We start from the raw sequence: 22,952 nt of genomic DNA, 5'->3' as shown, positions 1-22,952 counted from the left end.
CATGAACGTGCTGGTCGAACTGATCGCGTTTGCGGTGGCGATCGGGGTGCTGGTCGTCGTGCATGAGTACGGACATTATCGCGTCGCGCGCTGGTGCGGCGTGAAGGTGTTGCGTTTCTCGATCGGCTTCGGCCAGCCCGTCGCGCGCTGGGTCAGCCGCAGGACGGGCACCGAGTGGACGCTGTCCGCGCTGCCGCTCGGCGGCTACGTGAAGATGCTCGACGAGCGCGATCCCGGCCCCGGCATCCCGCCCGAAGAACTCGGGCAGGCGTTCAACCGGCAATCCGTCTACAAGCGCATCGCGATCGTCGCGGCCGGGCCCATTGCCAACTTCCTGTTGGCAATCGTGCTGTTTTCCGTCGTATTTGCGAGCGGCGTGACCGAGCCGGCCGCGATCGTCGCACCGCCGGCCGCCGGCACGCTGGCGGCGCGCGCGGGCTTCGACGGCAGCGAGACGATCGTGTCGATCCGCAACGCGCAGGGCGGCGAGTCCGAGCCGGTGCGGTCGTGGTCGGACCTGCGCTGGAAGCTGCTGGCGGCCGCGTTCGACCACCGCGAGATCGTGCTCGGCGCACGCGACGGCAACACGACGTTCGATTTCCGCGTCGACCTCCGCCATGTTCCCGAAAGTCAGCTCGACGACGATTTCATGGCCCATCTGGGCTTCGAGACCGGCGGCGGCACGCTGTCGGTCGCGTCGGTGCAGCCCGGCAGCGCGGCGGAGCAAGCGGGCCTGAAGTCCGGCGACAAGCTGGTCGCGCTCGACGGCAAGCCGATCGGCGGCGCGTCGCGCTTCATCGATTTCGTGAAACACCATGCGGGCAAGCCGCTCGACCTGCAGATCGAGCGCGGCGGCGCCGCGCAGACGGTGTCGATCGTGCCGCAGACGCAGCGCGACGACGAGTCGGGGCAGCAGGTCGGCCGTATCGGCGCGGCGCTGTCGATGCATACGCCGTCCGTCGACGTGCGCTACGGGCCGATCGAGAGCCTGCAGCTCGGCGCGCACCGTACGTGGGACATCTCCGTGTATTCGCTGCGGATGTTCGGGCGCATGATTACGGGCAATGCGTCGCTGAAGAACCTGTCCGGCCCGGTGACGATTGCCGACTACGCGGGCAAGAGTGCGCGGCTCGGTCCATCAGCGTTCCTGTCGTTCCTCGCCCTTGTCAGCATTAGCCTTGGCGTCCTGAACTTGTTGCCGATTCCCGTTTTGGACGGGGGGCATCTGTTATATTATGCGGTTGAAGCTGCGACCGGGAAAGCCGTCTCGGAGCGCTGGCAACTGATTCTGCAAAGAGCCGGGTTGATCTGCATCGTCGCATTGTCGGCGATCGCGCTGTTCAACGATCTGGCTCGGTTAATCCATTTCTGAAGCGTCAGGCGGCGGCCGCTAGGCAGCCGCCTGATTTGATGCAGCTAAATATTGGGGATGCATGTTGTTCAAACCTCATCGCTTTGTACCTAAGACAGTTGCAGCGGCCGCGCTCGCCGCGCACGGCCTCGCGGCCCATGCAGCGGCACCGTTCGTGGTGCAAGACATCAAGATCGAGGGGCTGCAGCGCGTCGAAGCGGGTTCGGTGTTCGCCTACCTGCCGATCAAGCAGGGCGATACCTTCACGGACGACAAGGCATCCGAAGCAATCCGCGCGCTGTACGCGACGGGCTTTTTCAACGACGTACGCATCGCCACGCAGGGCAATGTCGTGATCGTGCAGGTGCAGGAGCGTCCGGCCATCGCGTCGATCGACTTCACCGGCACGAAGGAATTCGACAAGGACAACCTGACGAAGGCACTGCGCGCAGTCGGTCTCGCCGACGGCCGCTATTACGACAAGGCGCTCGTCGACAAGGCGGAGCAGGAGCTCAAGCGCCAGTACCTCACGCGCGGCTTCTACGCAGCCGAGGTCAAGACGACGGTCACGCCGGTCGACGCGAACCGCGTGTCGATCCTGTTCGCGGTGGCCGAAGGCCCGAGCGCGAAGATCCGCCAGATCAACTTCATCGGCAACAAGGCGTACAGCACGAGCACGCTGCGCGACGAGATGCAGCTGTCGACGCCGAACTGGTTCTCCTGGTACACGAAGAACGACCTGTACTCGAAGGAAAAGCTCACGGGCGACCTCGAAGCAGTGCGCTCGTACTACCTGAACCACGGCTATCTCGAGTTCAACATCGAGTCGACCCAGGTGTCGATCTCGCCCGACAAGAAGGACATGTACCTGACGGTCACGCTGCACGAAGGCGAGCCGTACACGGTGTCGGGCATCAAGCTGTCGGGCAACCTGCTCGATCGCGAGGCCGAACTCAACAAGCTGATCAAGATCAAGCCGGGCGATCGCTTCTCGGCCGAAAAGCTGCAGCAGACCACCAAGTCGATCGTCGACAAGCTCGGTGAATACGGCTACGCATTCGCGACCGTCAACGCGCAGCCGGAGATCGACCAGGCGAACCACAAGGTGAACCTGAACCTCGTCGTCGATCCGAGCCGCCGCGTGTACGTGCGCCGCATCAACGTCGTCGGCAACACGCGCACGCGCGACGAAGTGGTGCGCCGCGAAATGCGCCAGCTCGAAAGCTCGTGGTTCGATTCGAACCGCCTCGCGCTGTCGAAGGATCGCGTGAACCGTCTCGGCTACTTCACCAACGTCGACGTGACGACCGTGCCGGTCGAAGGCACGAACGACCAGGTCGACGTGAACGTGAAGGTCGACGAAAAGCCGACCGGCGCGATCACGCTGGGCGCCGGCTTCTCGTCGACGGACAAGGTCGTGCTGTCGGCCGGCGTGTCGCAGGACAACGTGTTCGGTTCGGGTACCAGCCTGTCGGTGAACGTCAACACCGCGAAGAGCTACCGCACGCTGACCGTCACGCAGGTCGATCCGTATTTCACGGTCGACGGTATCAAGCGGATCACCGACGTCTTCTACCGTACGTACCAGCCGCTCTACTATTCGACGAGCTCAAGCTTCCGGATCATCAGCGCGGGCGGCAACCTGAAGTTCGGCATTCCGTTCTCGGAAGTCGATACCGTCTACTTCGGCGCCGGCTTCGAACAGAACCGTCTCGACGTCGATTCGAACACGCCGCAGAGCTACCAGGATTACGTGCAGCAGTTCGGCCGCGTGTCGAACACGGTGCCGCTGACGGTCGCGTGGTCGCGCGATGCGCGTGACAGTGCGCTGATTCCGAGCCGCGGCTACTTCACGCAGGCGAACATGGAGTACGGCGTGCCGGTCGGCAAGATCCAGTACTACAAGGCGGACCTGCAGGCGCAGTACTACTATTCGTTCTCGCGCGGCTTCATCCTGGGCATGAACATCCAGGGCGGCTACGGCAACGGCATCGGCAATCCGTACCCGATCTTCAAGAACTATTACGCTGGCGGTATCGGCTCCGTGCGTGGCTATGAGCCGAGCTCGCTGGGACCGCGCGACTCGAAGACGGGCGACCCGATCGGCGGCTCGAAGATGCTCGTGGGCAACATCGAGCTGACGTTCCCGTTGCCGGGCACCGGCTACGACCGCACGCTGCGCGTGTTCACGTTCGTCGACGGCGGCAACGTCTGGGGCAACGCGCCGGGCGGCACCGCCACGGGCGCGAACGGCCTGCGTTACGCGTACGGCGTCGGCCTCGCGTGGATTTCGCCGATCGGGCCGCTCAAGCTGAGCCTTGGCTTCCCGATTCAGAAGAACGAAGGCGACAAGTACCAGAAATTCCAGTTCCAGATCGGGACGGCGTTCTGACCGAACGCATGACAACAGCAACGAGAGGGTAATTTTGCTAACCGGTAAGTTTTCGAAACGAGTGATGTGCGCGCTGACCGTTGCGCTGGCCTTGGGCGCGGCGACGGTGCACGCACAGGACGTCGCCCGCATCGCGGCGGTCAATTCGGATCGGATCCTGCGCGAGTCGGCGCCCGCGAAGGCGGCGCAGACGAAGCTCGAAGCCGAGTTCGCGAAGCGCGACAAGGATCTGCAGGATCTGGCGGCGCGTCTGAAGTCGATGTCCGATTCGCTGGACAAGAACGGTGCGTCGCTGTCGGCGGCCGACCGCGCGCAGAAGCAGCGCGATCTCGCGCAGCTCGATACCGACTTCCAGCGCAAGCAGCGTGAATTCCGCGAAGACCTGAACCAGCGCCGCAACGAGGAGCTGGCGGCCGTGCTCGAGAGGGCGAACAAGGTCATCAAGCAGATCGCCGAGCAGCAGAATTACGACCTGATCGTGCAGGAAGCCGTGTACGTCAGCCCGCGCATCGACATCACCGACAAGGTGCTCAAGGCGCTCGCGTCCGGCTCGACGAACTGAACGGAGCAGACGACGAATGGCATTGACGCTCGATGATCTCGTAAAGCGATTCGGCGGCGAGATCGCCGGCGACGCACAGTGCAAGGTGAGCGGGCTCGCCCCGCTCGACCAGGCAGGCCCGCAGCAACTCGCGTTCCTCGCGAATCCGAAGTATCTGTCGCAGGTCGAGTCGACCCGCGCCGGCGCGGTGCTGATCGCGCCGAAGGATCTGGAAAAGCTGGGCGCGGCCGAGAGCGGCCGGACGGCCGGCCCCGGGGACGCCGGCCGCCGGGACGCCGGCCGCCGCAATTTCATTGTCACGCCGAACCCGTACGCGTACTTCGCGCGCGTCGCGCAGATGTTCATCGATCTGGCGACGCCGCCGCGTGCCGCCGGCGTGCATCCGAGCGCGACGATCGATCCGGCCGCGCAGGTCGCCGCGAGCGCGGTGATCGGCCCGCACGTGACGGTCGAGGCCGGTGCGGTGATCGAAGACGGCGTGGAACTCGACGCGAATGTATTCGTCGGCCGCGGCACGACGATCGGCGCGGGTTCGCACCTGTATCCGAACGTGTCGGTGTACCACGACTGCAAGATCGGCCCGCGCGCGATCATCCATGCGGGCGCCGTGATCGGCTCCGACGGCTTCGGCTTCGCGCCGGATTTCGTCGGCGACGGCAACGCGCGCACCGGCAGCTGGGTCAAGATCCCGCAGGTCGGCGGCGTCTCGATCGGCCCGGACGTCGAGATCGGCGCGAACACGACGATCGATCGCGGCGCGATGGCGGATACCGTCATCGAGGAGTGCGTGAAGATCGACAACCAGGTCCAGATCGGCCACAACTGCCGGATCGGCGCCTATACGGTGATCGCCGGCAGCGCGGGCATCGCGGGCAGCACGACGATCGGCCGCCACTGCATGATCGGCGGCGCGGCCGGGATCGCCGGCCACGTGACGCTCGGCGACTATGTCATCATCACCGCGAAGTCGGGCGTATCGAAGTCGCTGCCGAAGGCCGGCATCTATACCAGCGCGTTCCCGGCCGTCGACCACGGCGAATGGAACAAGAGCGCCGCGCTCGTGCGCAACCTCGACAAGCTGCGCGAGCGCATCAAGGCGCTCGAAGCCACGCTCGCCGCCCAGGGCGGCACGGACGCCTGAGCGCATCATGCGAGACCTCGAACCGGGTACGGCCAGCGCAACCGGCCCGGTTTGCCAGACTGGGCCGCACGGCGGCCCGCTTCAGCCTTTGCATCACCACCGCGCAGCCTCTGCGTGAGACGAACCATCATGAGCACTGAAAAAATCAATCTCGACATCCACAAGATCCTCACGCTGCTGCCGCATCGCTACCCGATTCTGCTCGTCGATCGCGTGCTCGAACTCGAGCCGCACAAGGGAATCAAAGCGCTGAAGAACGTGTCGATCAACGAGCCGTTCTTCCAGGGGCATTTCCCGAAGCGGCCGGTGATGCCGGGCGTGCTGATCCTCGAGGCGCTCGCGCAGGCCGCGGCGCTGCTGACCTTCTCGGAAGAGCAGCCGAAGGATCCGGAGAACACGCTGTACTACTTCGTCGGGATCGACGGTGCGCGCTTCAAGCGTCCGGTCGAGCCGGGCGACCAACTGATTCTGAACGTGACGTTCGAACGCTACATCCGCGGCATCTGGAAGTTCAAGGCGGTGGCGGAAGTGGACGGCAAGGTGGCCGCGGAAGCCGAACTGATGTGCACGGTCAAGACGACCGACGTGGCGCCCTGAGCGACGCGTCACGCATAGGCAACGCAACGCGACACATCACATCGAGAGGCAACGGCGCATGACCAGGATTCATCCCACCGCGATTGTCGAACCGGGCGCGCAGATCGACGAATCGGTCGAGATCGGCCCGTACGCGATCGTCGGTCCGCACGTCACGATCGGCGCGCGCACGACGATCGGCTCGCACAGCGTGATCGAAGGCCATACGACGCTCGGCGAGGACAACCGCATCGGCCATTACGCGTCGGTCGGTGGTCGTCCGCAGGACATGAAGTACAAGGACGAGCCGACGAAGCTCGTGATCGGCAATCGCAACACGATCCGCGAATTCACGACGATCCACACGGGCACCGTGCAGGACGGCGGCGTGACGACGCTCGGCGACGACAACTGGATCATGGCCTACGTGCACATCGGCCATGACTGCCGCGTCGGCAATCACGTGATCCTGTCGAGCAACGCGCAGATGGCCGGTCACGTCGAGATCGGCGACTGGGCGATCGTCGGCGGTATGTCGGGCGTGCACCAGTTCGTGCGCATCGGCGCGCACTCGATGCTGGGCGGCGCGTCGGCGCTCGTGCAGGACATTCCGCCGTTCGTGATCGCGGCGGGCAACAAGGCCGAGCCGCATGGGATCAACGTCGAAGGGCTGCGCCGGCGCGGCTTCTCGGCCGACGCGATCTCGGCGCTGCGCAGCGCGTACCGCGTGCTGTACAAGAACGGCCTGTCGTTCGAGGAAGCGAAGGTGCAATTGCGCGAGCTGGCAGAGGCGGGCGGCGACGGCGATGTGCCGGTGAAGGCGCTCGTCGATTTCATCGACGCGTCGCAACGCGGCATCATCCGCTAAGCGATGCCGCTTCCGACCACTCAGCTCCGGCTCGCGATGGCGGCCGGCGAACCGTCGGGCGACCTGCTCGGCGCGTCGCTGCTCGGCGGGCTGCGCGAGCGGCTGCCCGACTCGGCCCAGTACTACGGGATCGGCGGGCAGCGGATGATTGCGCACGGCTTCGACTCGCACTGGCAGATGGACAAGCTGACCGTGCGCGGCTATGTCGAGGCGCTGGGTCAGATTCCCGAGATCCTGCGGATTCGCGGCGAGCTGAAGCGCCAGTTGCTGGCCGAGCGGCCGGACGCGTTCATCGGCATCGACGCACCTGATTTCAACTTCAACGTCGAGCAGACGGTGCGGGACGCGGGCATTCCGGTGGTCCACTTCGTATGCCCGTCGATCTGGATATGGCGTGGCGGCCGGATCAAGAAGATCGCCAAGTCGGTCGACCACATGCTGTGCCTGTTCCCGTTCGAGCCGGCGATTCTCGACAAGGCAGGCGTCGCGTCGACCTACGTCGGCCATCCGCTCGCCGACGAAATCCCGCTCGAGCCCGACATGCAAGGCGCGCGGATCGCGCTCGGCCTGCCTGCAGACGGCCCGGTGATCGCCGTGCTGCCCGGTAGCCGGCGCTCGGAAATCGCGCTGATCGGCCCGACGTTCTTCGCGGCGATGGCGCTGATGCAGCAGCGCGAGCCGGGCGTGCGCTTCGTGATGCCGGCGGCGACGCCGGCGCTGCGCGCGCTGCTGCAGCCGCTCGTCGATGCGCATCCGCAACTCGCGCTGACGATTACCGATGGCAGTGCGCAGGTCGCGATGACGGCCGCCGACGCGATCCTCGTGAAGAGCGGCACGGTCACGCTGGAAGCCGCGCTGCTGAAGAAGCCGATGGTGATCTCGTACAAGGTGCCCTGGCTGACCGGGCAGATCATGCGCCGGCAGGGTTACCTGCCGTACGTCGGCTTGCCGAACATCCTGGCGGGGCGCTTCGTCGTGCCCGAGCTGCTGCAGCATTTCGCGACGCCCGAGGCGCTCGCCGATGCGACGCTCACGCAGCTGCGCGACGACGCGAACCGCCGCACACTGACCGAAGTATTTACCGAAATGCATCTTTCGCTGCGGCAGAACACGGCCGCGAAGGCGGCCGAAGCGGTCGTGCGCGTGCTCGAACAACGCAAGGGGCGCGCATGACCGCAGTACGTGCACCACGCCGCCGCGCGTCGAGCGACGTGCAGGGCGGCTTCGATTTCAGCCGTCCTGACGAGATCGTCTGCGGCGTCGACGAAGCGGGCCGCGGCCCGCTCGCGGGGCCGGTGGTGGCCGCCGCGGTGATCCTCGATCCGGCGCAGCCGATCGACGGGCTCGACGATTCGAAGGCGCTGTCCGCGAAGAAGCGCGACGCGCTGTACGAGCTGATCGTCGCGCGCTCGCTGTCGTATTGCGTCGCATCGGCGAGCGTCGACGAAATCGATACGCTGAACATCCTGCACGCGACGATGCTCGCGATGAAGCGGGCCGTCGAGGGCCTGTCGGTCCTGCCGACGCTGGCGCAGATCGACGGCAACCGCTGCCCGACGCTGACGGTGCGCGCCGAGGCGATCGTCAGCGGCGACGCGCTTGTGCCGAGCATCTCGGCCGCGTCGATCCTCGCGAAGGTCACGCGCGATCGCATGCTCGTCGACCTGCACGAACGCTTCCCCGTGTACGGCTTCAACGTGCATGCGGGCTACGGCACCGCGAAACACCTCGCCGCGCTGCGCGAGCACGGCCCGTGCGAAGCGCATCGGCGCTCGTTCGCCCCCGTGCGCGCGGCACTCGAACTGATTCGATGAAAAGCATTACTTCCCGCGACAACCCGCTGTACAAGCGCCTGAAGGCGCTCGCGGGCTCGACGTCCCATCAACGCCGTGGCGGCCAGGCACTGCTCGAAGGATTCCACCTCGCGAGCGCGTACCTCGATACGGGTGCGACGCCCGAGCTGTGCGTGGCGACCGAAGGCGCACTCGGCCACGCCGAGGCGCAGGCGATCGTCGCGCGCATCGATGCGCAACGGATCGTCACGCTGCCCGACGCGCTGTTCGGGCAGTTGTCGAACGTCGTCAACGGCGTCGGCTTCCTGCTGCTCGTCGACCGGCCGGCGCAGCCGCTGCCCGAGCGCGTGACGCAGTCGTCGGTCGTGCTCGACGGCGTGCAGGACGCCGGCAACGTCGGCTCGATCCTGCGCAGCGCGGCGGCCGCCGGTGTGCGCCACGTGTTCTGTGCGCCGGGTACCGCGTACGCATGGTCGTCGAAGGTGCTGCGCTCGGGCATGGGCGCGCATTTCCTGCTGTCGATCCACGAGGACGTCGATGCCGGTGCGCTCGCCGAACGCCTGGAGGTCCCGGTTGCGCTGACCGATTCGCACGGCGCGCAGGCGGTCTATGACTGCGACCTGTCGGGCCCCGTGGCATGGGTGTTTGGCAACGAGGGGGCCGGTGTGTCGACGTTCTGGCGCGATGCGGCCACGCATCGCGTGACGATCCCGCAGCCAGGCGGGATGGAGTCGCTGAACGTGGCGGCTGCGGCAGCGGTCTGCCTGTTCGAGCAGGTGCGTCAGCAGCGGCGTGCGTGACGCCACACGCGTGCTTTCGCCGCACCATTAAAAAAGGCCGCTCGACGCGGCCTTTTTTGTTTCCGGCGGCGGCCAGGCGGCCGCGAGCGCTCAATCTCAGTACGACTGCCGGTCGAGGCGGATTTCCTGCAGGATCGTCGTCGCGATTTCCTCGATCGACTTGTGCGTCGACGACAGCCACTTGATCCCCTCGCGGCGCATCATCGCTTCGGCCTCGTTGATCTCGTAGCGGCAGTTCTCGGGCGCCGCGTACTTGCTGCCCGGCCGGCGTTCGTTGCGGATCTCCGACAGGCGCTGCGGGTCGATCGACAGCCCGAACAGCTTCTCGCTGTACGCGGCCAGCGCCGACGGCAGCTTGCCGCGCTCGAAATCCTCCGGAATCAGAGGGTAGTTGGCTGCCTTCACGCCGTACTGCATCGCGAGATACAGGCTCGTCGGCGTCTTGCCGCTGCGCGACACGCCGACGAGGATCACGTCGGCTTCCGACAGGTTGCGGTTCGACTGGCCGTCGTCGTGCGCGAGCGAGAAGTTGATCGCCTCGATCCGCGTCTTGTATTCCTCGGTGTCCGCGTTCTGGTGGCCGCGGCCCATCGCATGGCTCGACTTGAGCTCCAGCTCTTGCTCGAGCGGTTCGACGAAGCGCTGGAACATGTCGAGCACGAGTGCGTTCGAGCGCTTGACGATGTCGTTCGACTCGCTGTCGACGAGCGTCGTGAACACGATCGCGCGGCGGCCGTCGTGCACGGCGGCCTCGTTGATCTTCTCGAGGGTCGAGTAGGCCTTGTCGAGCGAATCGACGAACGGCACGCGCACGAGGCGGAATTTCTGGTCGAACTGGGAGAGGATCGAATGCGCGAAGGTTTCGGCAGTGATCCCGGTGCCGTCGGAGACGATGAATACGGTAGGCAGCATGAATCTGGGCGTCGAACGTGAAGGGCGGTTGCGCGGGCGGCTGGAGGTTCGCCTCCAGACGCAGTGACAAGGTCGCGCCACATCCGGCAGCCGGCACGGTAGAATAGCGGCAACCTGTTGGATAAGCAATTGCGGGGGCAGGGCGCGAACGGCGCCCCATGCTACGCCGCGCGATTCCAAAATTCCCGGCAAGTTTGGCGATTCGTCTGCAAATATCGCCCTTCTGCCGGGATTTTTGCAAATCGGGTCGGAAGATTTTCCGTCACTGCGATTGTTTATCTAACAGGTTGCGCAAGACGCGCCGCGCCTTTTTGCAAGCGCCCGCGTCCGAGCCCACTTGCGCAATCGAGCATTTTTTTCACACTTAGGGGCTTGTATGACTAACGCAGCAAACGTCGCAAAGGACCAGGCGTATGTAATTCCGTTCGAGCAGTTGCGGATGACCGATGTGGAGATCGTCGGCGGCAAGAATGCGTCGCTTGGCGAAATGATCAGCCAGCTTTCCGAAGCAGGCGTTCGTGTGCCCACCGGTTTCGCCACGACCGCGCTCGCGTTCCGTGATTTCCTCAAGCACAACGACCTTACCGATCGCATCGCCAAGCGTCTCGAGTCGCTCGACATCGACGACGTGAAGGCGCTCGCCGAAGCCGGTGCCGAAATCCGTAAATGGATCGTCGATGCGCCGATGCAGGCACGTCTCGAGCAGGAAATCCGCGAGCAGTTCGAAGTCCTGAAGAACAGCTCGCCGGGCGAACTGTCGTTCGCCGTGCGTTCGTCCGCTACCGCGGAAGACCTGCCCGACGCATCGTTCGCCGGCCAGCAGGAGTCGTACCTGAACGTCGTCGGCATCGAAGACGTGCTCGACCGCATGAAGCACGTGTTCGCGTCGCTGTATAACGACCGCGCGATCTCGTACCGCGTGCACAAGGGCTTCACGCACGCGGAAGTCGCCCTGTCGGCCGGTGTGCAGCGCATGGTCCGCTCGGACGTCGGCGCCGCCGGCGTGATGTTCACGATCGACACCGAATCGGGCTTCAAGGACGCCGTGTTCATCACGTCGAGCTACGGCCTGGGCGAAACCGTCGTGCAGGGTGCTGTGAACCCGGACGAGTTCTACGTGTTCAAGACGACGCTCGCACAGGACAAGTACCCGATCATCCGCCGCTCGATCGGCTCGAAGCTGATCAAGATGGAATTCACGCAGCCGGGCGAGCCGGGCCGCGTGAAGACGGTCGACGTGCCGCACGAACAGCGCAACCGCTACTCGATCACCGACGAAGACGTGATCGAGCTGGCGAAGTACGCGGTCATCATCGAGAAGCACTACCAGCGTCCGATGGACATCGAGTGGGGCAAGGACGGCCGCGACGGCAAGATCTTCATCCTGCAGGCACGCCCGGAAACGGTGAAGAGCCAGGCAACCGGCAAGGCCGAGCAGCGCTTCAAGCTGAAGGGCCAGTCGCAGGTGTTGGCAACGGGCCGTGCGATCGGCCAGAAGATCGGTGCGGGCCCCGTGCGCGTGATCCAGGATCCGTCGGAAATGGAACGCGTGCAGCCGGGCGACGTGCTGGTGGCCGACATGACCGACCCGAACTGGGAGCCGGTGATGAAGCGTGCAGCCGCGATCGTCACGAACCGCGGCGGCCGGACCTGCCACGCGGCGATCATCGCGCGTGAGCTCGGCGTGCCGGCAGTCGTCGGCTGCGGCGATGCGACCGACATCCTGAAGGACGGCGCGCTCGTCACCGTGTCGTGTGCGGAAGGCGACGAAGGCAAGATCTACGACGGCCTGCTCGAGACGGAAGTCACGGAAGTGCAGCGCGGCGAACTGCCGGAAATCCCGGTCAAGATCATGATGAACGTCGGCAACCCGCAGCTCGCGTTCGACTTCTCGCAACTGCCGAACGGCGGTGTGGGTCTCGCGCGTCTCGAGTTCATCATCAACAACAACATCGGTGTCCACCCGAAGGCGATCCTCGAGTACCCGAACATCGACCAGGACCTGAAGAAGGCGGTCGAGAGCGTCGCGCGCGGTCACGCATCGCCGCGTCAGTTCTACGTCGACAAGCTGACGGAAGGTGTCGCGACGATCGCGGCGGCGTTCTATCCGAAGCCCGTGATCGTGCGTCTGTCCGACTTCAAGTCGAACGAGTACAAGAAGCTGATCGGCGGTTCGCGTTATGAGCCGGACGAGGAAAACCCGATGCTGGGTTTCCGCGGCGCGTCGCGTTACATCGCTGAAGACTTCGCGCAGGCGTTCGAGATGGAGTGCCGTGCACTGAAGCGCGTGCGCGACGAGATGGGCCTGACCAACGTCGAGATCATGGTGCCGTTCGTGCGTACCGTGAAGCAGGCGGAGCGCGTCGTCGGCCTGCTCGAGAAGTTCGGCCTGAAGCGCGGCGAAAACGGCCTGCGCCTCGTGATGATGTGCGAAGTCCCGACCAACGCGATCCTCGCCGAAGAGTTCCTGGAGCACTTCGATGGTTTCTCGATCGGTTCGAACGACCTCACGCAGCTCACGCTCGGCCTCGACCGCGACTCGGGCATGGAACTGCTGGCTGTCGACTTCGACGAACGCGACCCGGCCGTCAAGTTCCTGCTGAAGCGCGCGATCGACACCTGTCGCAAGATGGGCAAGTACGTCGGCATCTGCGGCCAGGGCCCGTCCGATCACCCGGACTTCGCGCAATGGCTGACGGACGAAGGCATCGTGTCGATCTCGCTGAACCCCGACACGATCATCGATACGTGGCAGGCGCTCGCCAACCGGAAGTAACGGTCGATAACTTGCCACCGACGAAGGAGCGGCGCTGCTGCTCTTTCAATGAAGGCAAATTGCAAGGTTCATGCTATAAACACCCCGGTAGACACCGGGGTGTTTTTGTTTGTCGGTACGAACCGGGCCGCCCCAAGCGTGCCGACCGCTCTCTCGGGAGCCGCGAACAAATCGATCCGGAACAGCGCTTCAGCGCGTATTCTGGTTCTATGCCACGCAAGTGAACGCGGCGGATGTTTTTCTGGAGACCACAATGATGTCGGGGCATCTGTTCTGGTGGGTCGCGGTGGGCGTGCTGGTCGTGGCCGAGTTGCTGACGGGCACGTTTTATCTGCTGATGATCGCGCTCGGCTTTCTTGCGGGCGGGCTGCTGCAGCTGGCTGGTTTCGCGCCGCACGTGCAGTTCGGCGCGGCGGCCGTGGTCGCGATCGTCGCGATGATCGTATTGCGGCGTTCGGGGCTCGGCCGCAAGCAGAAGCGCGACACGTCGACCAATCCCGACGTCAATCTCGATATCGGCGCGACCGTCACGGTCGACGCGTGGCGTGACGGCCGCGCGCGTGTGCAGTATCGCGGTGCCGACTGGGACGTCGAGCTCGCGAACGGCGAGCGCGACGATGCGCACGTGTATCAGGTGAGTGCCGTGCGCGGCAATTGTCTCGTGGTCGTAGCGAAACCCGCGGGCTGATCGTCCGCCGATACAACAAGGAGGGAATACTTCATGGATTCGCTGATCATCTGGGTGGTTCTGCTCGTCATCGCGATCGTGATCGTGTCGAAGACGGTGAAGATCGTGCCGCAGCAGCATGCGTGGGTGCTCGAACGCTTCGGGCGCTATCACGCGACGCTGTCGCCGGGTCTCAATATCGTGCTGCCGTTCGTCGATCGCATCGCGTACCGGCACGTGCTGAAGGAAATCCCGCTCGACGTACCGAGCCAGGTCTGTATCACGCGCGACAACACGCAGTTGCAGGTCGACGGCGTGCTGTACTTCCAGGTGACCGATCCGATGAAGGCGTCGTACGGGTCGAGCAACTTCGTGCTCGCGATCACGCAGCTCGCGCAAACCACGTTGCGCTCGGTGGTCGGCAAGCTCGAGCTCGACAAGACGTTCGAGGAGCGCGACTTCATCAACCACAACATCGTGTCGGCGCTGGATCAGGCTGCGGCGAACTGGGGGGTGAAGGTCCTGCGCTACGAGATCAAGGACCTGACGCCGCCGAAGGAAATCCTGCACGCGATGCAGGCGCAGATCACCGCGGAGCGTGAAAAGCGCGCGCTGATCGCCGCATCCGAAGGCCGCAAGCAGGAGCAGATCAACCTCGCGTCGGGCGCGCGCGAAGCGGCGATCCAGAAATCCGAAGGCGAGCGGCAGGCCGCGATCAACCAGGCGCAGGGCGAAGCGGCCGCGATTCTGGCGGTGGCCGAAGCGAACGCGCAGGCGATCCAGAAGATCGCGAACGCGATGCAATCGCAGGGCGGGATGGACGCGGTGAACCTGAAGGTGGCCGAGCAGTATGTCAGCGCATTCTCGAATCTCGCGAAGCAGGGCAACACGCTGATCGTGCCGGCGAACCTGTCGGATCTCGGCACCGCGATCTCGTCGGCGCTGACGATCGTCAAGAGCGCGGGGGCGGCTTCGGGCGGGAAGGCCTGAGTCGGACGTGCGCGGCGCGCAGGCGGCTGCCACGTGCGATCGGCGTGCGGCGAATCGTCGCGGAGCCGGGCGCGGATGATGCCCGTGCGGCGCCGTTGCCGGCGCCTTTCTTCAGTTGAAACGGGTGGTGTGGTGCGCCGAGTGTCGCCCTTGTAGCCGACGCGCCCGATTCACCTGGCCCAAAGCAACACGGCCCGCTTCGAGCGGGCCGTGTCGTTTGCGAAGCGCGTCGCGCGCGTCAGGTGCCGGCGCGCATGATGCGGGCCTTTTCGCGTTCCCAGTCGCGCTTCTTCTCGGTTTCGCGCTTGTCGTGCAGCTTCTTGCCCTTCGCGAGCGCGATGTCGCACTTCACGCGACCGCCCTTGTAGTGGAAGTTCAGCGGCACGAGCGTGTAGCCGCGCTGCTCGACCTTGCCGATCAGTTTCTTGATTTCCTCGCGGTGCAGCAGCAGCTTGCGCGTGCGGACCGGGTCGGGCGTGATGTGGGTCGAAGCCTCGGGCAGCGGGCTGATATGGGTGCCGATCAGGAAGATCTCGGCGTGCTTGATCACGACGTAACCTTCCCTGATCTGGCCGCGCCCGGCGCGCAGCGCCTTGACTTCCCAGCCCTCGAGCACGAGCCCCGCCTCGTAGCGTTCCTCGATGTGATAATCGAAGTGCGCTTTCCTGTTGTCGATGATGCTCATGAAAGGATCGGGCCAACTCGTTTAAAATCACGATTTTAGCAAAGCGGGGCGGGAATCGCCCGGCTTGCGTTCTCACCTTAAGCGATGCCGCGCGATTTATGGCAGATGTCCAGAAAACCGTATTGATCCGTCATTCGGCGGAACAGATGTTCGACCTCGTCACCGACGTGGCCGACTACCCCAATTTCCTGCCCTGGTGCGGCGGCGTCGAGATTCGCCGTCAGGACGAGAGCGGGATGGAAGCGCGCATCGACATCAACTTCAAAGGCATCAAGCAGCATTTCGCGACGCGCAACACGCAGCAGCGCCCGACGCGGATCGACATGGAGTTCACGGACGGCCCGTTCAAGAAGTTCACGGGCTCGTGGCGCTTCACGGCGCTGCGTGCCGATGCGTGCAAGATCGAATTCGCGCTGCACTACGAATTCTCGAGCATCCTGCTCGAGAAGATCATCGGGCCCGTGTTCAGCCACATCGCGAACACATTCGTCGATTCGTTCGTGAAGCGCGCCGACCAGCGCTACGGGAAGGGGTGACGCGATGCTGTCGATCGAAGTCTGCTACGCGCTGCCGGATCGCCAGACGCTGATTCCGCTGTCGCTGCCCGAAGGGGCGACCGTTCGTTCGGCGATCGACGCGAGCGGCGTGCTCGCGCTGCACCCGGAAATCGATCTCGCGAACGCGAAGACGGGCGTGTACGGCAAGCTTGCGCCGCTCGACGCGCCGCTCGCCGACCACGACCGTGTCGAAATCTACCGCCCGTTGATCGTCGATCCGAAGCTCGCGCGCCAGCGGCGCGTCGACAAGTCGCGCCGCGCCGGCTCCATCGAGGGCCGCAAGTGGATGCACAAGGACGCGCGCTGACGCAGGCTGGTCAGGTTAGCGATTCCAGTCCCGATTCGTCTGATCAAACGCCGCGGCGCTCAGTGGGCCGCGGCGTTCGCGTTTGCCGGGGCGCTTCCCGACGTATCGCCGCCGGCGGGCGTGTTGCCGTGCTGCCGCACCGATCCGTAGACGCCCGCGAGCAGCAGCACCAGCGCGGCGATTTCGAGCGCATGCGGCATTCGCTGGTCATACACGAACGCGTAAAGCATCGCGAACACGGTTTCGAACACGATCAGCTGGCCCGACAGCGTGAGCGGCAGCCGCTTCGACGCGGCATTCCACAGCCCGTTGCCGAGCCACGACGCGCCGATCGCGAGCACGAGGTTCAGCAGCCAGAACAGCTGCCAGCGCGACGCCGGGACGGCTGCCTGCACCGTGCCGGCCGGCAGCGCGAGGATCGCGATCCAGACGAGCCCGCCGATCAGGCCCGTCACGACACCCCACAGCACCGACCACTCGTTGCCGCCGAAATGATGATGGCGCTGCAGATAGCGGGCGTTCGCGACCGCATACCAGGTCCAGCTCGCGAGCGCGCCGGCCGCGCAGGCAATCCCGGCGAGCTTCTGGCCGAGCGTCGTTGCATGCGCGGCCTCGGACGTGAACAGGTCGACGTTGATGCAGACGATGCCCGCGATCACCAGCGCGAGCGGGGCCGCGAGCCGCCGCAGCGGCACGGCGCCGTGGTCGCCGAGGCCCGCGAGCGTGACCGTGACGGGCAGCACGCCGACGATCAGGGAGCTGGGTGCGATGCCGATCAGGTGCACGGCGCCGGACAGCAGCATGTAGTACGCGACGTTGCCGACGACGGCGAGCCTGACCAGCGCGACGAGATCCTCGCGGGTCAGCCGCGCGAGCAGCGAGCGGGCGGCCGGCAGCGCCGCTGCCAACGAGACGAGGCCGTACATCGCGTAGCGGCCGGCGCTCAGCAGCAGCGGCGAGAAGTCGGTCAGCAGCCGCGGAACGAGAAACACCATGCCCCACAGGGCACCTGCCAGGACACCATAGACCACACCGCGCTGCATCGACCGCTCCGAACACATGACTGACGAGCGCGCATCTTAGCGACGCCGTTGCGTCGTCGTCTTGTTCATTCCTGCACTCGGTGCCGGGCGGGGCGCAGGCGTGCTGCGCCCGGGAGCGATCGCGGCCGGCGGCGGATCATTCATCGGCAGAATCGGGCGCTGCTCCCGCGTTGTTGCCCGACGTCCGCGCCCGCGCGGGTCGGCGCACGGTGCGCAACGTGCCGCTGTTGCCGCCGCCGCAGTAGAAGCGGTCGTGGCCGTCCGATTCGAGCCCCGATACGCCGACGCCGGCCGGCATGTCGACCTGCTCGAGCACGCGGCCCGTGCGCGGATCGATGTGTCGCAGGTCGGCCTGGTCGGCTTCCCAGGTGCCGTGCCACAGCTCGCCGTCGACCCACGTCACGCCGGTGACGAAGCGGTTCGATTCGATCGTGCGAAGCACGGTGCCCGATTGCGGATCCACCTGATGAATCTTGCGTTCGCGGTACTGGCCGACCCACAGCGTGCCTTCCGCCCATGCCAGTCCCGAATCGCCGCCGCCGCCGGGGGCGGGAATCGTCGCGAGCACGCGGCCCGATTCGGGGTCGATCTTCTCGATGCGGTTCTCGACGATCTGGTACAGGTGGCGGCCGTCGAATGCCGTGCCCGCATGCGCGGCGACGTCGATCGAGCGGACGGTCGTGCCGCGTTCCGGGTCGAGCGCATTGAGCTTGTCGCCGGACGCGTACCACACGTACTGCCCGTCGAACGTGACGCCGTGTACGCCGTCGACGCCCGGAAACGGGCCGTATTCGCGGATGATCTCTGCACTGGAGCGTTTCATGTTCGTCACCTCGTCGTTCGGTGAGGTCATCCTAATCGCCCGGCAGCGGGGCAGGGAGTAACAAGGTCGTCGCGAAACCGGGCAGCGGCGGAGTCATCCAGCGGCGCGCGCGGCCGCGGCCGAGTGCCTGGACCTTGTCCGCTTCGGCGAGCGCGTCGAGCGCGCGCTGCACGGTGCGCTGGCTTGCGCCGAGGGCCAGCGCGAGCGCGGAGCTCGACCACGCTTCGCCATCGGCGAGGAGCGCGAGCACGGCCGCGTGGCGATCGTCGACCGGGCGCGCCAGGACGACGGTCTCGCGTATGCCGAGCGGTTCGAGCGCAAAGCCGCGCGGCGTCGCAATGACGTTCGCGAGCGGCCTGAGCATCGCGCGCAGCCGGCCGATCTCGACGCGCAGGCGCGCGCGATGCGATTCGTCCGCGTGTTTCGCGCGGAACGCGGCCACGACGAGCGCGTTGCGCGACACATCGGCCGGCCATGCCTCGCCGAGCGCGCGGGCGAGCACGAACAGCACGGGCCGCCGCGCGAGCGACACGGTCGTGCGCGCGTCGCGCACCGTGTGGCGGCACGCATCGACGACGAGCGCGTTCGATGCGAACAGTGTCTCGACTTCGTCGAGCTGCACGAGCCGCGACGTGCCGCGCGCGATGAGGCGCGCGGCCGGTGCGTCGAGCACGCGTGCCGCGGTGTCGACCTCGGCCGTGAGCGCGGCGATGCCGGCGTCGCCGGCCGCGGCGCGCGCTCGGGCGAGCGCCGCGCGGGCCGCGTGCGTGCGGATGCGGCGCATCGCGATGCCGGCCGCGATCAGCTCATGGGCGGCGCGCGATGCTGCCGGGAGCGGCGCGGGATCAAGATTCGCAAGCATCCGTTCGGCATCGTCGAGCTGACCGATCAACAGCAGCCGGCGCACGCCGAGATAGCGCGCATGCGCGGCGTTCGCGCGGTCGCCGTGCGCGTCGAGCGTCGCGCAGGCGGCATCGAGCGCGCGCGTCGGCCAGCGCAGGTCGCGCGACGCGAGCGCGATCTCCGCTTCCGCGACGACACAGCGCGCACGCGCCACGGCCTCCCTTGCGCCGAACGCGCGTGCGGCGCTGCGCACGAGTGCACGTGCGCGTTCGAAATCGCCGAGCTGCGCCATCGCGATCCCGCGCAGCGCGAGCGCCGGTGCGTCGTCGCGCAGCGCGACGCGGTTCAGCGCGCCGAACGCGTCACCGGCCGCGAGCGCGCGCGCAGCCGCCGTGATCAGCGAATCCATCCGAATCCCGACACACTTGTCACTCCCTCCGGCCCGATGCCCGCCACTAATCTAGCACCATGCACACGGCGCCGGACGCCGTGCCCGGAAACCCATCGGAAGGAGGCACCCGCAATGACGACCCATCTCACCGGAACGCGCGAAGAATGGCTGGCCGAGCGCCGCGCGCTGCTTGACGCGGAAAAGGCGCTGACTCGGCAAAGCGACGAACTCGCACGGCGGCGCCAGGCACTGCCGTGGGTGCGCGTCGACAAGACCTACCGGTTCGACACCGAAGACGGGCAGGCAACGCTCGACGACCTGTTTCGCGGCCGGTCGCAACTGCTCGTCTATCACTTCATGTTCGGCCCCGACTACAAGGCCGGCTGCCCGTCGTGTTCGTCGATTGCCGACGGTTTCGACGGCTTTGCCGTGCACCTGGCGAACCACGACGTGACGCTCGCGGCCGTGTCGCGCGCGCCGCTCGCGAAGCTGCTCGCTTACCGGCAGCGGATGGGGTGGAGCTTCCCGTGGGCGTCGTCGGTCGGCAGCGATTTCAACTTCGACTTCAATGTGTCGTTCACCGAAACGCAGCAGCGCGCGGGCGACGTCGAGTACAACTACGCGCGGGCCGGCCACGCGATGGACATGGATCCGCCGCCGGCACCCGTCGTGGAGTTCGCGGCGACCTGCGGCACCGATGCGGTCACGTATTCGCTCGACCGGCCGGGGATGAGCGCGTTCGTGCGCGAGGACGGCGCGGTTTATCACACGTATTCGACCTACGCGCGCGGGCTCGACGGGCTGTGGGGGATGTACCAGTGGCTCGATCGCGCGCCGCGCGGGCGCAACGAGACCGGCCCGTGGTGGCGTCGTCATGACGAGTACGCACGCGGCTGAGCGCGCCGGCGACGGGTGGGGGCGGGCGATGACACGGCGGGCAGCCGGCGATGCGGGCCCCGATCTGCGGGCCTTCGGGGCGGCGTTGGTGGCCGTGTTCGCCGTCGCCGCGATCGCGACCGTCGCGCAGCACGCGTCGATGGCCGCGATGGGTGGCGCACCGGTGTCCGGCGGCTGGATGACCTCGGCGGCATGGCAGCGGCCGTGCGGATGGGGCGCCGGACGCGCGTTCGCGGCGTTCGCCGGCATGTGGGGCACGATGACGGTGACGATGATGCTGCCCGTGCTGGCGCCGGTGCTCTGGCGATACCGGCAGAGCGTGGGTCCGTTGGCCGCGGCGCGTTCGACTTGGCTGGTCGTTGTAGCCGGCGCGGGATATTTCGCGGTATGGATGGCGCTTGGGGCGCTTGTGTTTCCTGCTGGCGCCGCGCTGACCGCCGCCGCTGTCCGGCTGCCGGCGCTCGCCCGTGCGATGCCGTTCGCGGCCGGTGCGATCGTGTCCGGTGCGGGGATGTGGCAGCTTTCGGGTTGGAAGGCGCACCGGCTGGCCTGCTGCCGTCACGCGGCGGCGGATGCAGGCCTGCCACGGGAGGACACGGGCGCCGCGTGGTGGCACGGCGTGCGAGCGGCGATGCGTTGCGGCGCCTGTTGCGGGAACCTGATGGCGGTCGCGCTGGCAGCCGGCGCGATGGATTTGCGCGTGATGGCCGTCGTGACGGTCGCGATGGCCGCCGAGCGCCTGGTGCCGGCTGGCGAGCGCGTCGCGCAGATCGTCGGCTGGGGCGCGATCGGGGCAGGCATCGCGATGATCGTGCGCGCGGCCGGGCTCCTGTGAGGCCGCGGCGCGAGCCACTTTGGCCGTCGCCGCGCGGCGCTCGACCGCGGCCGCTACCGCCGTGCAGCGCGGCCGCGACGGGCGCACATGCGGTGTCGCGGCCCGTTGCGCGAATGGCGCGATGCGGCGGTGAAACGAAAGGCGATCGAAAACGAACCGAACGGCGAACCGAACGATTCGGCCCCCGAACGGAGGAAAGCGGCTAAGCCGTTGTTCGTGTTGTGAAAATTCGCAGCGCTTCGCGTATAATTCGCTTTTGCGCCCATAGGATTTGCCATGCGTCTGATCCAAAAAGCACTCACTTTCGATGACGTGCTCCTCGTTCCCGCCTTCTCCGACGTTCTCCCGCGCGACACCAGCCTCAAGACCAAGCTGACCCGCAACATCTCCCTGAACATGCCGCTCGTGTCCGCCGCCATGGACACGGTCACCGAAGGTCGCCTCGCGATCGCGATGGCACAGCAGGGTGGCGTCGGTATCGTCCACAAGAACCTGACGCCGGCCGAACAGGCCCGCGAGGTCGCGAAGGTCAAGCGTTTCGAATCGGGCGTCGTCCGCGATCCGATCACGGTGCCGCCGCAAATGAAGGTGCGCGACGTGATCGCGCTGTCGCGCCAGCATGGCATCTCGGGCTTCCCGGTCGTCGAAGGCCCGCTGCTCGTCGGCATCGTCACGAACCGCGACCTGCGTTTCGAAACCCGCCTCGATGAGCCGGTCAAGTCGATCATGACGCCGCGCGAGCGCCTCGTCACGGTCAAGGAAGGCACGCCGCTCGCCGAAGCGAAGGCGCTGATGCACAGCCACCGCCTCGAGCGCGTGCTGGTCGTCAACGACGCGTTCGAACTGCGCGGCCTGATGACCGTCAAGGACATCACGAAGCAGACCGAGCACCCGGATGCGTGCAAGGACGAACACGGCAAGCTGCGCGCAGGCGCGGCGGTCGGCGTCGGTCCCGACAACGAAGAGCGCGTCGAGCTGCTGGTGCAGGCCGGCGTCGACGTGATCGTCGTCGATACCGCGCACGGCCACAGCAAGGGCGTGCTCGAGCGCGTTCGCTGGGTCAAGCAGAACTACCCGCACGTCGAAGTGATCGGCGGCAACATCGCGACGGCCGCCGCCGCGAAGGCGCTGGTCGAGTACGGCGCGGATGCGGTCAAGGTCGGGATCGGCCCGGGCTCGATCTGCACGACGCGGATCGTCGCCGGTGTCGGCGTGCCGCAGATCAGCGCGATCGCGAACGTTGCTGACGCGCTGCGGGGCACGGGCGTGCCGTGCATCGCCGACGGCGGCGTGCGCTTCTCGGGCGACGTGTCGAAGGCCCTCGCGGCCGGCGCGAACGCAGTGATGATGGGCAGCATGCTGGCGGGCACCGAAGAATCGCCGGGCGACGTGTTCCTGTACCAGGGCCGCCAGTACAAGTCGTACCGCGGCATGGGTTCCGTCGGCGCGATGAAGGACGGCGCGGCAGACCGCTACTTCCAGGACAACTCGGCGAACATCGACAAGCTCGTGCCGGAAGGCATCGAAGGCCGTGTCGCGTACAAGGGTTCGGTCAACGCGATCCTGTTCCAGCTGGTCGGCGGCGTGCGCGCGAGCATGGGCTACTGCGGCTGCAAGACGATCGACGAGCTGCACGACAAGGCTGAATTCGTCCAGATCACCGCGGCGGGCATGCGCGAGTCGCACGTGCACGACGTGCAGATCACGAAGGAAGCGCCGAACTACCACGTGGACTGATCGCCG

22 protein-coding genes are annotated in these 22,952 nt (G+C 66.4%); 17 read left to right on the top strand and 5 right to left on the bottom strand.

The features are described 5' to 3' along the window. The first annotated feature begins 1 nt into the window (after position 1). The 9 genes from rseP (at position 2) to QZM67_RS22000 (ending at position 9,483) form a co-directional block, all read left to right on the top strand. Positions 2–1,372 carry an RIP metalloprotease RseP gene (gene rseP / locus QZM67_RS22040; RefSeq protein ID WP_301806646.1) on the top strand — a complete coding sequence of 457 codons (1,371 nt, stop codon included), beginning with the start codon at positions 2–4 and terminating at the stop codon, positions 1,370–1,372. 61 nt (positions 1,373–1,433) lie between these two features. Further along, the gene (gene bamA, locus QZM67_RS22035; protein WP_175024957.1) at positions 1,434–3,743 is read left to right on the top strand and encodes an outer membrane protein assembly factor BamA; all 2,310 of its coding nucleotides are present in this window, start codon (positions 1,434–1,436) and stop codon (positions 3,741–3,743) included. Positions 3,744–3,807: 64 nt separating this feature from the next. Then, complete coding sequence (locus tag QZM67_RS22030) at positions 3,808–4,305, top strand: OmpH family outer membrane protein (RefSeq protein WP_043190836.1); 498 nt, start codon at positions 3,808–3,810, stop codon at positions 4,303–4,305. 16 nt (positions 4,306–4,321) lie between these two features. Continuing rightward, positions 4,322–5,446: a UDP-3-O-(3-hydroxymyristoyl)glucosamine N-acyltransferase gene (gene lpxD / locus QZM67_RS22025; protein ID WP_301806643.1), complete on the top strand. Its 1,125-nt coding sequence runs from the start codon at positions 4,322–4,324 to the stop codon at positions 5,444–5,446. 129 nt (positions 5,447–5,575) lie between these two features. Beyond that, on the top strand, positions 5,576–6,043 hold the full coding sequence (gene fabZ / locus QZM67_RS22020) for a 3-hydroxyacyl-ACP dehydratase FabZ (protein WP_021159112.1): 468 nt from the start codon (positions 5,576–5,578) through the stop codon (positions 6,041–6,043). A 58-nt stretch (positions 6,044–6,101) separates the two neighbouring features. Then, positions 6,102–6,890, top strand: a complete 789-nt coding sequence (lpxA, locus tag QZM67_RS22015) for an acyl-ACP--UDP-N-acetylglucosamine O-acyltransferase (protein ID WP_043190842.1) — start codon at positions 6,102–6,104, stop codon at positions 6,888–6,890. Between the two features lie 3 nt (positions 6,891–6,893). Beyond that, on the top strand, positions 6,894–8,063 hold the full coding sequence (gene lpxB, locus QZM67_RS22010; RefSeq protein ID WP_301806640.1) for a lipid-A-disaccharide synthase: 1,170 nt from the start codon (positions 6,894–6,896) through the stop codon (positions 8,061–8,063). After that, the gene (gene rnhB, locus QZM67_RS22005; RefSeq protein WP_043190848.1) at positions 8,060–8,704 is read left to right on the top strand and encodes a ribonuclease HII; all 645 of its coding nucleotides are present in this window, start codon (positions 8,060–8,062) and stop codon (positions 8,702–8,704) included. Before lpxB ends, rnhB begins: the two co-directional genes overlap by 4 nt. Further along, complete coding sequence (locus QZM67_RS22000) at positions 8,701–9,483, top strand: RNA methyltransferase (RefSeq protein ID WP_301806637.1); 783 nt, start codon at positions 8,701–8,703, stop codon at positions 9,481–9,483. The genes rnhB and QZM67_RS22000 overlap by 4 nt, the downstream gene beginning before the upstream one ends. Before the next feature lie 96 nt (positions 9,484–9,579). Here QZM67_RS22000 and QZM67_RS21995 read toward each other — a convergent pair whose 3' ends face one another. Continuing rightward, a complete protein-coding gene (locus tag QZM67_RS21995) occupies positions 9,580–10,395 on the bottom strand; it encodes a pyruvate, water dikinase regulatory protein (RefSeq protein WP_175024954.1) in 816 nt (271 codons plus the stop codon). A gap of 376 nt (positions 10,396–10,771) precedes the next feature. On the opposite strand from QZM67_RS21995, the gene ppsA reads away from it, so the two are divergent. The 3 genes from ppsA to QZM67_RS21980 all read left to right on the top strand — a co-directional run bounded on the left by ppsA (position 10,772) and on the right by QZM67_RS21980 (position 14,828). After that, positions 10,772–13,171 (top strand): phosphoenolpyruvate synthase, encoded by a 2,400-nt coding sequence (ppsA, locus tag QZM67_RS21990; RefSeq protein ID WP_043190857.1) that lies wholly within the window; start codon positions 10,772–10,774, stop codon positions 13,169–13,171. Positions 13,172–13,424: 253 nt separating this feature from the next. Next, a complete protein-coding gene (locus tag QZM67_RS21985) occupies positions 13,425–13,859 on the top strand; it encodes an NfeD family protein (protein ID WP_034181127.1) in 435 nt (144 codons plus the stop codon). 33 nt (positions 13,860–13,892) lie between these two features. Further along, complete coding sequence (locus tag QZM67_RS21980) at positions 13,893–14,828, top strand: SPFH domain-containing protein (RefSeq protein WP_039342757.1); 936 nt, start codon at positions 13,893–13,895, stop codon at positions 14,826–14,828. 238 nt (positions 14,829–15,066) lie between these two features. On the opposite strand, the gene smpB is transcribed toward QZM67_RS21980, so the two are convergent. Next, a complete protein-coding gene (gene smpB / locus QZM67_RS21975; RefSeq protein ID WP_039342760.1) occupies positions 15,067–15,513 on the bottom strand; it encodes an SsrA-binding protein SmpB in 447 nt (148 codons plus the stop codon). A gap of 98 nt (positions 15,514–15,611) precedes the next feature. Here smpB and QZM67_RS21970 point away from each other — a divergent pair, with 98 nt between their 5' ends. Together QZM67_RS21970 and QZM67_RS21965 are read left to right on the top strand one after the other, a co-directional pair. Continuing rightward, positions 15,612–16,049: a type II toxin-antitoxin system RatA family toxin gene (locus QZM67_RS21970; protein ID WP_034188832.1), complete on the top strand. Its 438-nt coding sequence runs from the start codon at positions 15,612–15,614 to the stop codon at positions 16,047–16,049. Between the two features lie 4 nt (positions 16,050–16,053). Further along, positions 16,054–16,377: an RnfH family protein gene (locus QZM67_RS21965; protein ID WP_043190875.1), complete on the top strand. Its 324-nt coding sequence runs from the start codon at positions 16,054–16,056 to the stop codon at positions 16,375–16,377. A 59-nt stretch (positions 16,378–16,436) separates the two neighbouring features. On the opposite strand, the gene QZM67_RS21960 is transcribed toward QZM67_RS21965, so the two are convergent. The 3 genes from QZM67_RS21960 to QZM67_RS21950 form a co-directional block, all read right to left on the bottom strand. Beyond that, positions 16,437–17,420: a DMT family transporter gene (locus QZM67_RS21960; RefSeq protein ID WP_089450831.1), complete on the bottom strand. Its 984-nt coding sequence runs from the start codon at positions 17,418–17,420 to the stop codon at positions 16,437–16,439. A gap of 136 nt (positions 17,421–17,556) precedes the next feature. Continuing rightward, positions 17,557–18,243, bottom strand: coding sequence for a glutamine cyclotransferase (locus tag QZM67_RS21955; RefSeq protein ID WP_301806629.1), 687 nt, complete (start codon positions 18,241–18,243; stop codon positions 17,557–17,559). Between the two features lie 31 nt (positions 18,244–18,274). Continuing rightward, positions 18,275–19,495 carry a helix-turn-helix domain-containing protein gene (locus QZM67_RS21950; protein WP_301806627.1) on the bottom strand — a complete coding sequence of 407 codons (1,221 nt, stop codon included), beginning with the start codon at positions 19,493–19,495 and terminating at the stop codon, positions 18,275–18,277. Between the two features lie 114 nt (positions 19,496–19,609). Between QZM67_RS21950 and QZM67_RS21945 the strand changes: the two genes are divergently transcribed. From QZM67_RS21945 to guaB, 3 genes are all read left to right on the top strand, one after another. Further along, the gene (locus tag QZM67_RS21945) at positions 19,610–20,374 is read left to right on the top strand and encodes a DUF899 domain-containing protein (protein ID WP_301806625.1); all 765 of its coding nucleotides are present in this window, start codon (positions 19,610–19,612) and stop codon (positions 20,372–20,374) included. 28 nt (positions 20,375–20,402) lie between these two features. Beyond that, complete coding sequence (locus tag QZM67_RS21940; RefSeq protein ID WP_301806731.1) at positions 20,403–21,209, top strand: DUF2182 domain-containing protein; 807 nt, start codon at positions 20,403–20,405, stop codon at positions 21,207–21,209. 276 nt (positions 21,210–21,485) lie between these two features. Further along, on the top strand, positions 21,486–22,946 hold the full coding sequence (gene guaB / locus QZM67_RS21935) for an IMP dehydrogenase (protein WP_175023885.1): 1,461 nt from the start codon (positions 21,486–21,488) through the stop codon (positions 22,944–22,946). Positions 22,947–22,952 lie beyond the last annotated feature (6 nt).

Origin of the sequence: Burkholderia sp. AU45251 (assembly GCF_030482905.1) — a bacterium.
GTDB lineage: Bacteria > Pseudomonadota > Gammaproteobacteria > Burkholderiales > Burkholderiaceae > Burkholderia > Burkholderia aenigmatica.
This window is presented reverse-complemented; position numbering and strand designations above follow the sequence as displayed.